Origin of the sequence: Nocardia jiangxiensis NBRC 101359 (assembly GCF_000308615.1) — a bacterium.
GTDB classification, from domain to species: domain Bacteria; phylum Actinomycetota; class Actinomycetes; order Mycobacteriales; family Mycobacteriaceae; genus Nocardia; species Nocardia jiangxiensis.
Map to the genome: position 1 here is coordinate 112,014 of NZ_BAGB01000173.1, position 13,110 is coordinate 125,123.

Here is a 13,110-nt window from a genome sequence, read left to right on the forward strand (position 1 = left end):
CCAGCCACCCGAACATCCTGCGAGATTTCCGGCCTACGCTGCGTCATCGGGCAGATCGGCGGGTGTCATTCCCGGCGGGCCCAGGATGACATCCCCCTGTTCGGCGGTGATCCTGTCGAACAACGCGAGGTCCCACTCGGTGTCCGGGGTAGCCTCGGCCTGCGGTGTGCCGGCTCGTCGGATGAGGTCGACGAAATATGCGGGGGAACTCATGGTCAGAACCCGTGCGCCCGCGGCACCGGCTTCGAGCGCGTGCGGGGTGTTCATCGTGATGGTGTAGAAGTCGCCCGGTCCCAGCGTGTAGGTGTCGGCACCGGCCCACACGGTCACCGCGCCCTGGACGACCCAGATCCGCTCCTCGTAGCGAGTGTGCTTGTGCAGCGGGGTATTCGAGCCCGGCGGCAGGGTGACATCGGCCAGATCGTGGCGGCCATCGGTCTCCTCGGGCGCGGTGAGCACGGTCAGGCGCAGATGCGTGCCGAGAACGAACCGGCGGTCCTGTGCGGGGGCGGGCGGAGCGGGAAAGGTGGTCATGGAGTGTTCCGTTCAGTGAGTATCGTTGCCGGATCGTCGTGCTGGTTTCCGCTACTCGAAGTCTGAATCGAGTGAGGTGGCGGCGGCATCGGTCGTATGACGCTGCCGGTGACGTAATGCGTGCGCGAGTCGTCGGCACACCGGCCTGTCCGCGGCGACCACGACAGCAGACAGGCTGGGGTGCAAGGGGATTGGCTGGTGTCGAGGGCGGTAGAGGTTATTGCGCAGATATGTGCCTTCGGGACCTGCGATGCGGGAGATAATCAGGCGTACCGGCCTGTATGCGCGGACGCCGGGGATGCACTGCCGTTGTCCGGGCCGGTGTGGGTCGATTGTGCAGGTAGAAATGTAATTGCTTGTGGCCGAAAGAGTTCGGGCACGATTCCGGTCATACCAGGTGAAATGGCGGATTTCGGATATCGATCGGCCGATTACGGGAAGCGCGCCAGCACCAGATTGTCGATCGTTGATATGTGAGTTCGATTCGGGAATTGATCCGGCCGCGGGATGTCGGCGACGGGGTGGGGCATTGGCGGCGGATGCGAGTCTGGGCGACAGCGCATGCTGTCGACGACTTCTATCAGGGCCTCGTGCCCGCTGCCGTGCCGTATTTCGTGTTGGAGCGGCATTTCGGTTATGTCGAGGCATCGGGACTGGCGCTGGCCGCGACGTTGGGCAGTGCGCTGCCGCAGGTGGGGATCGGATTGCTGGCGGACCGTCGGCGGCTGCGGTGGATGGCGCCGGTGGGGGTGAGCCTGGCGGGTATCGGAGCCGGTCTGTCGGGGCTGGTGCCCAGTTATCCGCTGGTGTTCGGCCTGCTGTTGCTGGCCGGGTTCGGGATCGCGATGTTCCATCCGCCCGCCGGACGCGATGCCCGGCGCGCGGCGGGTGGCAGCGCCACCGCGATGAGTTATTTCGCGGCCGGGGGCAGTGTCGGATTCTTCGTCGGACCGGCGCTGGTGACACCGGCCCTGGACACGTTCGGGATCGGCGCGACCGCGTTGTTCATTCCGCCCGCGGTGCTGATGGGGTTCATCCTCTTCCGGCAGCACGGCCGCCATGCCGCTACCGTGACCGGACCGGTCGAACGTGCGGGCCGGGATCGAATCGGGCTGTTCGCGGGGCTGACCGCCGTCGAGGTCGTGCGATCGACGATCTCGACGGGACTGAACACTTTCATCTCGCTGTACTGGATCCGGCATCTGGGCGCGAGCAGCGCGCTGGGCGGACTAGCGCTGACGCTGGAACTCGGCGGCGGCGTGCTGGGCACACTGCTGGGCGGCAGGCTCGCCGATCGGATCGGGATGGTGCGCACCGTGCAACTCGGCAATGCCGCCATGCTCCCGGCACTGTGGCTCATGCTGGCCTGCCACGACAAATACGCCGCGTTGCCGCTGGCTCTGGTTGTGGGCCTGATCTCGAACATCCCGTTCGCCGTGCTCATCAAACTAGGCCAGGACTATCTGCCCAGCCGTCCCGGCACCGCGGCCGGTGTCACGCTCGGGCTCGCGGTGAGCGCGGGAGGGTTGTTCATGCCGCTGCTGGGGCTGGTCGCCGGACATTATGGTCCGCGCGGCGCGCTGGTGGTGCTGGCCACGGTGCCGGTGCTGGCGATCGCGATCTCCACGGTTCTGCGTGAACCGGTATCGCCTGGTGACGAGTCCGTGGCATGAGCGACCCGTGTTCGGATCAGGCGTCCCGAGGCGGATTCGCCGGTGGCGGATTCGCCGTATTCTGACCGATGATGACTGCGATCCGCTATACGCCGGTTGCGCCGACGATCTCCGAGGCCCGCGCGGGCGGCGATGTCATCGATCGGCACCGGCACGACGATCATCAGCTGATCTATGTCAGTTCGGGCGTCCTGGCGATCCACACCGAACGCGGATCCTGGATCGCCCCGAACGACCGGGCGCTGTGGATTCCGGCGAACACCTGGCACGAACATCGGTTCTACGGCCGCAGCCGATTCCACACGGTCGGCTTCCCGGCCCGGGGGACCGCTGCGCTGCTCGACGTCCGGACGCCGACGATCATCGCCGTCGACGCACTGGTGCGTGAACTGCTCATCGCCCTCACCGACCCGACGCTCACTGCCGCGGAGACCCGGCACCTGCGGGCGGTGTTGCGGGATCGGCTGCGCTGCGTCGCGGAACAGCCGTTCACGCTGCCCGCGCCGCGGGATCGCCGGCTCGCCAACGCGTGTCGTCTGGTGGAGTCCGATCTGCGACGACCGTGCACGCTCGCGGATCTCGCTCGCCGAGTGCACACCGGCGAACGGACGCTGTCCCGGCTGTTCCGCACCGAGTTCGCCATGACCTACCCGCAATGGCGCACTCGCACAAGGGTTTTCGCCGCGATGGTGATGCTCGCCGAAGGTGCGGCGGTCACCGAGACCGCGCACGCCTGCGGTTGGGCGACCACGAGCGCGTTCGTGCACACCTTCGCCCAGACGATGGGAACGACTCCGGGTGCGTACCGCGCGGGCATCCATGCCCGGCACGGCGACTGAACGCACCCGGAGTCGGCCTCGTCAGGAAATCGTGGTGGCCTGCGCCTCGGTCGTTTCCGGCTCCCGCTCCGGTTCGCGGGTGCCGAACAGCATCAGCCCCGCGCCCAGCAGCGCCAGCACCACCATGACCACGAATCCGCTGGCGAACGTCCCGGTGCTCTGCACGATGAAGCCCATCACCAGCGGAGCGGCCACGCCGGAGAGCGCGAAGCATGCGTCGGCGAATCCGGCGGCGGTGCCGGGCTGACTCGGTTCGGCGTCGATCGCGGCCACCCACCAGATTCCGCCGGTGACGAAACCGCAGCCGACCCCGATCGAGATGAACACCACGGCCGTGACCAGCGAGGGCGCGCTCACGATCGGGATCAGCGCGGCGCCGGCCAGCAGCAGTGCGATACCCATGATGGTGAAGCGACTGCGAATGCGTCCGGTGCGGGCGTACACCTTGTCGACCAGCACACCGCCGATGAGCGCGCCGACCACACCCGCGGCCCACGGTGCGACGGTGAACGCGCCGACCTGCTTGACGCTCAGGTGGTATGAGGTGGACAGGTACTCCGGCAGCCAGTACATGAACGCCCAGAAGATGTAGCCCCAGGCGAAGTAGCCGACGCCGACGATCCACAGGTTGCGGTTGGTGAAGATCCGCCGCCAGTTCACCTTCTCCTGGCGTTCGGAGGTTTCCTCGGCCAACTGCCCCGACTCGATGTACGTGCGTTCGGCCTCGGAGACCCGGGGAGAGGCGGCCGGGGTGTTGGCGAGCAGTCCGACCGCGATCAGCGCCCACAGCACACCGAGTGCGGCCAGCACCCAGAACATGCCGCGCCAGCCCAGGCTCGCGATCAGCTGGGTCACGATCGGCCCGCCGATCAGCAGGCTGCCCGACACCGCGACGCCGCCGACCAGAGCCAGTGCGAAACCGCGCTCCACACTCGGCAGCCAGCGGCTGATCACGCGGGTTGCCGCGGGGAAACCGGGGGCCTCGCCCGCGCCGAGCACGACGCGGATCAGCAGCAGACCGGTGAAACCACCGGAGATCGGCGTGATCGCCGTGGCGACCGACCAGAACACCATGCCCACCAACAGAATTCGGCGTGGACCGAATTTGTCGACCAGTGGACCGGCGAGGAATGCGAACACCATGTACCCGATGGAGAACGCGGAACTGATGACGCCGTAATCGGCGGAGTCGATGCCGAATTCGGCCTCGAGCGGTTTGACCGCATACGAGACCGCACTGCGGTCGATGTAATTGATGATGACGAGGACGACGATCATCGAGACCGTCGCCCAACGGAAATGTTGGCGCATGGTGGTTACCTCATTGTCCACCGTTCCGCTTGGCGGAACATATTGAATAAAAGGTGCTGAAACTATGCGTCATGAATTGTTTCGGCACAGGGTTTTCGCGTAACTACCCGATGAATTCGGGAAATTGCGCGGGTTATGTTCCGCTGATAGGAACGTTCTGGAAAATATCGTTCACCGGACCGCCCGCGGGCAGCCGCCAGATCGCCTCGGCGAGGCGATCGGCCGTCTCGGGCGGAACCGACCGCGTGGCATTCGAGGTGAACTTGAGCGTGAGCTCCTCGGGTGACAACGGGTTCGCCGGACCGCCCCGATTCTGCGAGACCCGTTCCGTGCGGGTGGTTCCGTCGTCCAGACGGACCGTGAGCACGGCGGGGAACTGGCGGGGGAAGATCCGGGTGCACTCCGCGTCGGCGACTACGTTCACCTTGTCCGCGATCGCCAGTCGAGCTGGATCCCGCACGGCGCTGTCGGTGAAATCCTCGTGGAATACGCCCAGTCCGCCGCCGCCGAGCAGGGCCGCAGCGACGGTGTACGGGCCGCTGAACGCCCCGTGGTACCCCGAACGCGGGCGACGCTTCTCCTCGATCGGCTCGCCGATGGTGCGCAGAACCGGTTCGGGCACACCGAGTGTCAGCTCGGTGATCCGGGCCGGATCGATACCCGCGCGGCGCAGTCGCAACGCGGCGTCCACGCCCGCGTGGGTGAAATGGTTGCAGGGGTAGGGCTTGAAGAAGATTCCGGGCGTCTCCCAGTGCTCGCCGAGACCTCGGGTGACCTGCTCGATGTCGAACCGGTCGCCGCAGAACGCCTGCAGGAAGCCGAACCGGCCCTCCAGCACCGTGGGCGGTCCGGTGAGCCCGTGCTGCGCCATCTGTGCCGCGACCACACCGGCGTGCGCGGCCCATCCGCAGTGCACGCGTTTGACGGTGCCGCCGGTGCGATTCGCCTCGATGACACCCGAACCCATACTGCACGCGATCCCGATGGCCGAGGTCAGCTCGTCCGCGTCCAGGCCCAGCAGCATGCCCGCGGCGACCGCGGCCCCGACCGCCCCGCAGATCGCGGTCGCGTGCTGGCCGCGATCGAAGAACACCGAATTGGCATTCTCCTCGTCGTAACCGGCCATGCCGAGCCGGCAGGTCACCTCGATGCCGACGGTCGCGGCGTCCAGGAAGGCCGGACCGCTCGCGCCGGTCCGTTCGGCGACCGCGAGCGCAGCCGGAATCACCGCCGAGGACGGGTGCAGCACCGAGGGCAGGTGGGTGTCGTCGAAATCCAGGCTGTGCGCGAGGGTTCCGTTGACCAGCGCGGCCGACGGGGCGGGCAGCCCGCCCTCGATGCCGAGCGCGGTGGCAGCCGGTCGGCCGCCCCACTCGGCGACCACCGCGCGGACGATCTCCGCCGGTTTCTCGCCTAGCGCGGCCAGGCAGTTGCCCAGCAGGTCCAGCACGCGTCCGGCCAGGTCGGTGCGCAGGTCGGCGGACAGGCCGTCGGTGTGGACGCGGGCGGCGAGTGCGCCGAGTTGCTGTGCGGGAGTGGGTGTCACGCGCCCACCACCGCGACCGGCCGGATCGGGGAACCGGTGCCGCCGACGATGCGCAGCGGCGCGACCACGAACAGGAATTCGGCCAGACCCGCGGCGGCGACCTGCTCCAGGTTCAGATGCTCCATGATGTAGATTCCGTTCTCCACCAACAGAACTCGATGCACCGGCAGTTCGCGGTGTCCGGCGCCGGCGGGGATCTGCTCGTAGGCGGTGGTGTCCGCGCCGGTGGCGACGACGCCGCGGGCGGCCAGCCACGACGCGGCATCCACGGTCAACCCCGGGACGCCGGTGTTGTGGCCCAGATACGTTGCGGCATCGTCGAAATTGCGCGCCCACCCGGTGCGCACCAGCGCGACGTCACCGGCCTCGGGGCGCACGCCGGCGCGCTCGGCCGCGGCGATCAGGTCGGCCTCGGTCACCCCGTAGCCGGGTTCGAGGGTGTCCACGCCCTTGGTTCCGGCGACGTCCAGCAGCACGCCGCGGGTGATCATCGGCGGGATCTTCTCGGCGCCGTGCTCGCTGAACTTCCCGCCGCGCTGCGCGGCGTCGGCGTCGATGTCGCCGTGCAGTTTTCCGTTGTGGCTCACGTGCGAGAGCGAGTCGATGTGGGTGCCGACGTGCCCGCCGGTGATGATCACCTCGTTGCTCGCCGAACCGCCGTCGGGGCGCATCATGTCGCCGTGCCGGCGGGCCAGCGTCATCCGGAAGCCGGGGTGGTTGGGCGAGCACGGCATACCGGTGAACAGCGGCTGGCCCAGCTCGATTGTGCGGAGTCCTTGCGCGACGGCCTCGAGCAGGGTGCCGGTTACGGCGTCGGTCATGATGTGGTCCCTTCTGTTTCGAAATGCTCGGCGAGGTCGAGCACCCATCGGCTGCGGGCGACGACCGCCGGGTCGACGAACCGGCCCTGCTCGTCCAGCCAGGCTGCAGAATCCTTGCCGTGTAAGGAGTTCAGGAGTTGCCGAGCGTCGTCGACCTCGGTGTGGCTCGGGGTGAACACGGCGTTGACCGGTTCGATCTGTTTCGGATGCACCACCGAGCGGCCGAAGAAGCCGCGGTCGCGGGCGGTCGCGCTGTCGGTGACCAGTCCGTGCAGGTCCGCGACGTCGGTCCAGACCGCATGCGGCGGGCTGGGCAGCCCGGCCGCGCGGTTGGCGGTGACCACGCGCTGGCGCGCCCATTCCAGCGCCGTGTTATCGCGCACGCGCAGATCGGCGAGCAGGTCGGCCTCGCCGAGGGAGACCGAGGCGACCAGCGGATGGCATGCGGCGAGCCCGAACGCGTTCTCCACACCCAGCGCGGATTCCACGAGCAGGTGCAGGGGAGCCGCGAGGCGGTCGGCGATCCGTGCCACGGCATCGGGATCATCGCATTTGGGCACCCGGAATCCGGCCACTCCGCGCCCGGCTAGTTCGGCGACATCGCTTTGGCCCCAAGGGGTTTGCGGTGAATTGATCCGGATCCACAGGGGTTTGGGCCAGGTCTGCGCCGCCGCGGCGACGGCGTTCGCGCGGGCGGCGGCCTTGTCCGGTGCGGCGATCGCGTCCTCGAGGTCGTACACCACCGCGTCGGCCGGACCGGCCATCGCCTTGGCGAGCAGTTCGGGACGATGTGCCGGGACGTACAGCCAGCTGCGTGCCTTGCCGATCACGCCACACCCTGCTCACGCAGCTCGCTCAGGTGCTGCTCGTCGACACCGAAGCGGGCCAGGATCTCGGCGGTGTGTTCGCCGAGTTTCGGTCCGGTGGTGCGGATTTCGCCCGGGGTGTCGCTGAGCCGGAACGGGATGTTGGGCATTTTCAGCGGGCCCAGTTCCGGATCGTCGATCCGCAGCACACTGCCCAGCGCGGCGTACTGCGGATCGGCCATGATGTCTGCGGCGGTGTAGATCGGGGCGACCGCGGCCTGCGCTTCCTCGAAGGCGGTGACCACCTCGTCCCGCCCGCGTGCGGCGATCCACGAACCCACCGCCTCGTCCAGTTCATCGGCGTGTTCGGCGCGGGTGCGACCGGCCGCGAACCACGGCTCTTCGATCAGTTCCGCGCGGCCGACCAGTCGCATCACCCGTTCGGCGATGGACTGTGCGCTGGTGGACACCGCGACCCAGCTGCCGTCGTTGCACTGGTAGGTGTTGCGCGGCGCGTTGTTGGTGGATCGGTTGCCGGTTCGCGGTTGCAGCACGCCGAGCTGGTCGTATGCGGTGATCTGCGGGCCGAGCACGGTCAGCAGCGGTTCGATGATCGCCATGTCCAGGACCTGTCCGCGGCCGGTGGCCTGCCGGGCGTGCAGGGCGGTCATGATGCCGAACGCGGTGGTCAGCGCCGCGACGCCGTCGGCGAGACCGAACGGTGGCAGGGTGGGCGGGCCGTCGGGCTCACCGGTCAGCGCGGCGAATCCGCTCATCGCCTCGGCGAGCGTGCCGAAACCGGGACGCGCGGAGTAGGGACCGAACTGGCCGAATCCGGTGACCCGGGCCAGCACCAGTCCCGGATTGTCCTGGGCGAGTACGTCATAGCCCAGGCCCCAGCGCTCGAGGGTGCCGGGCCGGAAGTTCTCGATGATGACGTCCGCGTCGGCGGCCAGCTCACGGAACAGTCGCTGCCCCTCGGGCGAGCCCAGATAGAGGGTGAGCGATTTCTTGTTGCGCCCCAACATCTTCCACCACAGCCCGACCCCGTCCTTACTGGCACCGTGGGTGCGGGACGGATCGCCGCGCGGATGCTCGACCTTGATCACCTCCGCACCGTGGTCGCCCAGCAGGGTGGCGGCCATCGGCCCGGCGAACAGGGTGGCCACATCGAGCACCTTGATCCCGGCCAACGCTTGCACAGTCAACTGAATTCCTCTCGTACAGCGGCATTTTCAGCCGCGATGACCCATTCGGCGGGAGATGCGCTCGGCGGTGTCCACCACGCGCGGCGCGATCTTCTCCACGAATTCCTCGGTGACCCGGTAGCGCGGACCGCACACCGAGATCGAGCCGATCACCTCGCCGGTGATGCCGAAGACCGGCGCGGCCACCGAACCCGCATCGGCCTGCCGCTCGCCGCCCGATTGTGCGAAACCGCGTGCGCGCACATCGTCGAGTTCGGCGGCGAGTGAATCGGGATCGGTCACGGTGCTGGTCGTGAGCGCGGCCAGTGGTCCGGCCAGGGCTCGTTGGCGCGCGTCCTCGGGCAGGAAGGCGAGCATGCACTTGCCGGAACTGCCCGCGTGCAGCGGGAAACGGCGGCCCAGCTCGACGGTCATCTTGATCTCGTGGGTGCCCTCGACCTGGTCGAGGTAGATCCGGCCGTCGGGGACCAGCGCGGTCAGGGTCGCGGTCTCGCCGGTTTCGTCGCGCAACGCCCGGAGCAGGTCCAGTGCGCTGGCGCGCAGGTCCGAGTCGCGGAACGCGCGCGCTCCCAGTGCCGTGGCGGCCGCGCCGAGCCGGTACTGCCTGCTGTCCGGATCCAGCACGACCATCCCGCGGGTCGCCAGGGACTGCAGGATGCGGTGCACCACGGCCTTGCTCAGGCCCAGCTCGCGGGCGATCGCACTGACCCCGAGCCGGGACGGTCCGTCGGTGAACAGCAGCAGCACGTCGGCGACGCGTGCGGCGGCCTCGGTGCCCGGCGTGGGCTCGGTCATGACTCTCCCGGGAAGATCGTACCGTTCAGCGGAACGGCTCGGATGTTGTCGATTTCCAGGAAAGCATCAGGTAGGCCCCTGCTGTCAAGTGGCTCTTTTGGATTTCGCAGCTAACGGTTGACGTTTAGTCCGGCTAAGTGTCAGGATCGAAGACATATCGAGCGGTCCGCTCAGCGGTACGGCTGAAATTCTGGAAGGCGGTGAAGGTCGCAGATGACCTCTTCGGTTACCGAATCCGTTACGGCACTGGGAACCTGGGTGTCCGGACTGCGCTGGGACGCCGTGCCCGAATCCGTGGCCGAGCGGCTGGGCACAGTGCTGTTCGACGTCCTGGCCGCGAACGCGGTGGGCGCGCGCACCGAAGGTCAGCGGGCGTTGCGTGCCGCGTGGCCCGCGCCGCCGGGACACAGCCCGGTCGTCGGCGGTGGCTGCTCGACCGATCCGGTGACCGCGGCCTGGCTCAACGGCCCCGCGACGGTGTGCCTGGAGTTGGACGAGGGCAACAAGTACGCCAAGGGGCATCCGGCGGCGCACGTGTTTCCGGCCGTTCTCGCACTGGCCGCTGAACTCGATGTGCCCGGCCCGGATCTGGCCGCGGCGCTGCTGGCCGGTTACGAAGTGGCCGCGCGATTCGGCCGCGCGACGTCACTGCGTCGCGGTGCGCACCCGCACGGCAACTGGGGTGTGGCCGGTGCCGCGGCGGGTTGCGCCCGACTACTGGGCCTGGACGCCGAACGCACCGCGGCGGCGATCGACGCCGGTTCCGGGTTGCCGGTGGCCGGGCATTTCGATTCGGCGCTGGACGGCAATCCGGTGCGCGACGCGTGGTTGGGTGCGGCGAACGCGTCCGGGATCGCCGCCGCGCGCCTCGCCCTGGCCGGTTCGGCACGCAACACCGGGACCGCCGCCCGCTCACTGGGTGAATTGCTCGGAAGTTTCGCGCCGGAGGAACTGAGCCGGGAGTTGGGCACCCGCTTCGACATCACCGGCAACTACTTCAAGCGGCATTCGTCGTGCTCGTACACCCATCCCGTGGCGGACCTGCTGATCGACGCGCGCGCCGCGCTGTTCGGCAGGCAAGCCGATGCTGCCGAAATAGCAACTGCGACAGTGGGAATCGACGTGCAGACCCACGCACTCGCCGCCGGACTCGATCGGACGACCTGGCACAACCAGTTGTCCGCGATGTTCTCGGTGCCGTTCGTCGCGGCCACCGCGCTGTTGTATGGAGAAGTCACGCCCCGCTACACCGCACTGCTCCCGGACAACGCCCCCGAGATCGCGAAAGTCGCTGCCGGAGTGAGGATCAGCGAGGATCCCGAGCTGACCGCCAAACTCCCCGACAACCGTGCCGCCCGCATCTCGGTGCGCCTCGCCGACGGGCGCACACATACCGCCGAGGTCGGAAATCCGATCGGCGACACCGACTTCCAGCCCTTCGACCGCGACCGCCTGGCCGCGCTCTTCACCGGGCTGCTCGACCAGACCGCAGTGCGCGCGATCGGCGCGGTGGTGGACGGGATGATCGCCGCCCCCGGCGCCCGCGCACTGCTCGCCCCGCTCGCCGCATGACCGTCCCATCGCACGAAGGAGTCCTGATGCGCCGTATCTTCTCGGTGACGCCGATCCACGTCGACCCGGAGGAACTGGACCGCCGACGCCGCCGCTACAACGAGCTCGCGCCGGACGGAATCACCGTGGAACTCGTGGACGCCGGACCGCAGGCGCCCGCCCAACTGGCCAGCGCCGCCGATCTGCACGCCTCCGAACAAGCCGTCGCGGCCGCGTTCGCCACCGCCGAAGGCTACGACTTCCGGATGCCGGACTGCGTACTGGATCCGGGCGTGCCCGCCGGGGAGCGCGGCATGTTGCAGGTCGTCGTGGAGCGGCTCGTCGCCGACGGGCACCGGGTCGCCGCGGTCACCCGCAACCAGGTGATCGCCGACGAGCTGGCCCGCAAGGTACGCGAATACGGTTGCGGCGAATCGTTTCTCGGCGTCGCGGTGCTGGATCTGGATCTCGGCGCGGTTGCCGACGGCGCACGCTGGAACGTCGCGATGCGATCCGCGCTGGACGATCTGTCGGCCCGGGGTGCGACAGCCGTGATCAATGGCTGTTCCGCAGTCGAGGTCGAGCACACCGAGGGCGGCCCGCTCGTCGTCGATCCGGTCGCCGATGCCCTGCGGCTCCTGGCGGAAACCGCATGAGCGACGTCGATCTCGTGGTGGCCGGGGCGGGCGGCGGCCTGGCCGGGGCATTGCGGGCGGCGCAGTTGGGCGCGCGGGTGCTCGTCGTGGAGGCCAACGAGCACTACCTGCGCGGTAACAACACCTCGATGTCCACCGCGATGATTCCGGGCGCGGGGTCGCGCTGGCAGCGCGCCGCCGGAATCGAGGATTCGCCGGAGAAGTTCCTCGGCGACATCGCCGCCAAGACGCACGGCGATTTCGCGGAACCAGTCGCCGAGGCGCTCGCCGGTATGAGTGCCGAACTCGTCGAATGGCTGGGGGACCACGTCGGGCTCCCGATCGAACTGCCGACGGATTTCGACTATCCGGGCCACAGCGCACAAAGGGTGCACTCCATCCCCGGGCGGCACGGTTCGCGGCTGCTGCACCACCTCGCCGACGCGGTGGCCCAGGAGTCGTTGATCGACACGCTGATTCCCGGCCGGGTCGCCGCGGCACGACGCACCGAGGAAGATCTCCTCGTCACGGTGTCCTATCCGGACGGTCGCGAGGAGGAGATCTCCACCGGCGCACTTCTGTTGGCCACCAACGGTTATGGCGCGAATCGGGAGCTGGTCACCGAACATCTGCCCGAGATCGCCGATGCCGAATACCACGGCAGCGAGTACTCCACCGGCGACGCTCTGCGCATCGGCGCGGATTTCGGCGCGGCAGCCTCCTATCTGGACGCCTACCAGGGTCACGCCGGACTCTCGGCGGAGGCGCGCACACTGGTCACCTGGACCGTGGTGATGCACGGCGGTTTCGTGGTCACGGCCGACGGCCGCCGATTCGGTGACGAATCGACCGGTTACTCCGAGTACGCTGCAGTGCTCGCCGGACAGCCGGGCGCATCCGGCTGGCTGATCTACGACGAGCGAATCCACAGTGCCACAATGGCTTTCGGAGACTACGTCGATGTCGTGAACAGTGGCGCGGTGCGGCACGGAGAGTCGGTCGCGGAACTCGCGGACAGCATCGGCGTTCCCGTGGAAGCCCTGGCCGCCGAACTGGTCGAGGCGTCCGCGGTCGCCCGCGGCGACGAATCGCGAGATCGGTTCGGCCGCACCAGATTCGAGCAGCCGCTGAGCGGCCCGCTGTACGCGGTGCGAATCCTGCCAGCGCTGTTCCACACCCAGGGCGGACTCGTGGTCGACCGGCACGCTCGCGTGCTGGATGCGAATTCCGATCCGATTCCGGGTCTATATGCCTCCGGCGGCGCGGCCGTCGGCATCTCCGGTCACGGCGCGGCCGGATATCTGGCCGGTAACGGGCTGCTGCCCGCGCTGGGCCTCGCCTACCTCGCGGCCACGCACTCGGCGGCCGAATTCCCTAGAAGTGAAAGGTAA

At 68.5% G+C, this 13,110-nt stretch carries 12 protein-coding genes; 5 read left to right on the forward strand and 7 right to left on the reverse strand.

Translation table 11 applies throughout. From position 1 onward, the window contains the following. Positions 1 to 33: 33 nt before the first annotated feature. The gene (locus ON40_RS46030) at positions 34 to 534 is read right to left on the reverse strand and encodes a cupin domain-containing protein (RefSeq protein WP_040832259.1); all 501 of its coding nucleotides are present in this window, start codon (positions 532 to 534) and stop codon (positions 34 to 36) included. A gap of 539 nt (positions 535 to 1,073) precedes the next feature. Between ON40_RS46030 and ON40_RS46035 the strand changes: the two genes are divergently transcribed. Both ON40_RS46035 and ON40_RS46040 read left to right on the forward strand, forming a co-directional pair. Further along, positions 1,074 to 2,207 (forward strand): MFS transporter, encoded by a 1,134-nt coding sequence (locus tag ON40_RS46035; RefSeq protein ID WP_040832361.1) that lies wholly within the window; start codon positions 1,074 to 1,076, stop codon positions 2,205 to 2,207. Positions 2,208 to 2,278: 71 nt separating this feature from the next. Further along, a complete protein-coding gene (locus tag ON40_RS46040) occupies positions 2,279 to 3,046 on the forward strand; it encodes an AraC family transcriptional regulator (protein ID WP_083896442.1) in 768 nt (255 codons plus the stop codon). 21 nt (positions 3,047 to 3,067) lie between these two features. Here the strand turns inward: ON40_RS46040 and ON40_RS46045 are convergent, their stop codons facing one another. From ON40_RS46045 to ON40_RS46070, 6 genes are all read right to left on the reverse strand, one after another. Beyond that, positions 3,068 to 4,357, reverse strand: a complete 1,290-nt coding sequence (locus ON40_RS46045; protein WP_051194604.1) for an MFS transporter — start codon at positions 4,355 to 4,357, stop codon at positions 3,068 to 3,070. A gap of 133 nt (positions 4,358 to 4,490) precedes the next feature. Then, positions 4,491 to 5,903 (reverse strand): MmgE/PrpD family protein, encoded by a 1,413-nt coding sequence (locus ON40_RS46050; RefSeq protein ID WP_040832261.1) that lies wholly within the window; start codon positions 5,901 to 5,903, stop codon positions 4,491 to 4,493. Further along, positions 5,900 to 6,724, reverse strand: a complete 825-nt coding sequence (locus ON40_RS46055; RefSeq protein ID WP_040832262.1) for a cyclase family protein — start codon at positions 6,722 to 6,724, stop codon at positions 5,900 to 5,902. The genes ON40_RS46050 and ON40_RS46055 overlap by 4 nt, the downstream gene beginning before the upstream one ends. After that, positions 6,721 to 7,554 (reverse strand): HpcH/HpaI aldolase/citrate lyase family protein, encoded by an 834-nt coding sequence (locus ON40_RS46060; RefSeq protein WP_040832263.1) that lies wholly within the window; start codon positions 7,552 to 7,554, stop codon positions 6,721 to 6,723. The genes ON40_RS46055 and ON40_RS46060 overlap by 4 nt, the downstream gene beginning before the upstream one ends. Beyond that, a complete protein-coding gene (locus tag ON40_RS46065) occupies positions 7,551 to 8,732 on the reverse strand; it encodes a CaiB/BaiF CoA transferase family protein (RefSeq protein WP_085997917.1) in 1,182 nt (393 codons plus the stop codon). Before ON40_RS46065 ends, ON40_RS46060 begins: the two co-directional genes overlap by 4 nt. Positions 8,733 to 8,765: 33 nt before the next feature. Continuing rightward, complete coding sequence (locus ON40_RS46070; RefSeq protein WP_040832265.1) at positions 8,766 to 9,533, reverse strand: IclR family transcriptional regulator; 768 nt, start codon at positions 9,531 to 9,533, stop codon at positions 8,766 to 8,768. A gap of 213 nt (positions 9,534 to 9,746) precedes the next feature. Here ON40_RS46070 and ON40_RS46075 point away from each other — a divergent pair, with 213 nt between their 5' ends. The 3 genes from ON40_RS46075 to ON40_RS46085 are packed head-to-tail and all read left to right on the forward strand — an operon-like array spanning position 9,747 to position 13,110. Next, the gene (locus ON40_RS46075) at positions 9,747 to 11,105 is read left to right on the forward strand and encodes an MmgE/PrpD family protein (RefSeq protein ID WP_063713242.1); all 1,359 of its coding nucleotides are present in this window, start codon (positions 9,747 to 9,749) and stop codon (positions 11,103 to 11,105) included. A 26-nt stretch (positions 11,106 to 11,131) separates the two neighbouring features. After that, the gene (locus tag ON40_RS46080) at positions 11,132 to 11,740 is read left to right on the forward strand and encodes a hypothetical protein (protein WP_040832266.1); all 609 of its coding nucleotides are present in this window, start codon (positions 11,132 to 11,134) and stop codon (positions 11,738 to 11,740) included. Beyond that, positions 11,737 to 13,110: an FAD-dependent oxidoreductase gene (locus ON40_RS46085; RefSeq protein ID WP_040832267.1), complete on the forward strand. Its 1,374-nt coding sequence runs from the start codon at positions 11,737 to 11,739 to the stop codon at positions 13,108 to 13,110. The genes ON40_RS46080 and ON40_RS46085 overlap by 4 nt, the downstream gene beginning before the upstream one ends.

What these genes read in the sequence shown, in the direction of transcription:
- ON40_RS46040 (WP_083896442.1), top strand. Translation starts at nt 2,279, where the DNA reads ATGACTGCGATCCGCTATACGCCGGTTGCGCCGACGATCTCCGAGGCC.
- ON40_RS46035 (WP_040832361.1), top strand. Translation starts at nt 1,074, where the DNA reads ATGCGAGTCTGGGCGACAGCGCATGCTGTCGACGACTTCTATCAGGGC.
- ON40_RS46075 (WP_063713242.1), top strand. Translation starts at nt 9,747, where the DNA reads ATGACCTCTTCGGTTACCGAATCCGTTACGGCACTGGGAACCTGGGTG.
- ON40_RS46055 (WP_040832262.1), bottom strand. Translation starts at nt 6,724, where the DNA reads ATGACCGACGCCGTAACCGGCACCCTGCTCGAGGCCGTCGCGCAAGGA.
- ON40_RS46045 (WP_051194604.1), bottom strand. Translation starts at nt 4,357, where the DNA reads ATGCGCCAACATTTCCGTTGGGCGACGGTCTCGATGATCGTCGTCCTC.
- ON40_RS46080 (WP_040832266.1), top strand. Translation starts at nt 11,132, where the DNA reads ATGCGCCGTATCTTCTCGGTGACGCCGATCCACGTCGACCCGGAGGAA.
- ON40_RS46070 (WP_040832265.1), bottom strand. Translation starts at nt 9,533, where the DNA reads ATGACCGAGCCCACGCCGGGCACCGAGGCCGCCGCACGCGTCGCCGAC.
- ON40_RS46085 (WP_040832267.1), top strand. Translation starts at nt 11,737, where the DNA reads ATGAGCGACGTCGATCTCGTGGTGGCCGGGGCGGGCGGCGGCCTGGCC.
- ON40_RS46030 (WP_040832259.1), bottom strand. Translation starts at nt 534, where the DNA reads ATGACCACCTTTCCCGCTCCGCCCGCCCCCGCACAGGACCGCCGGTTC.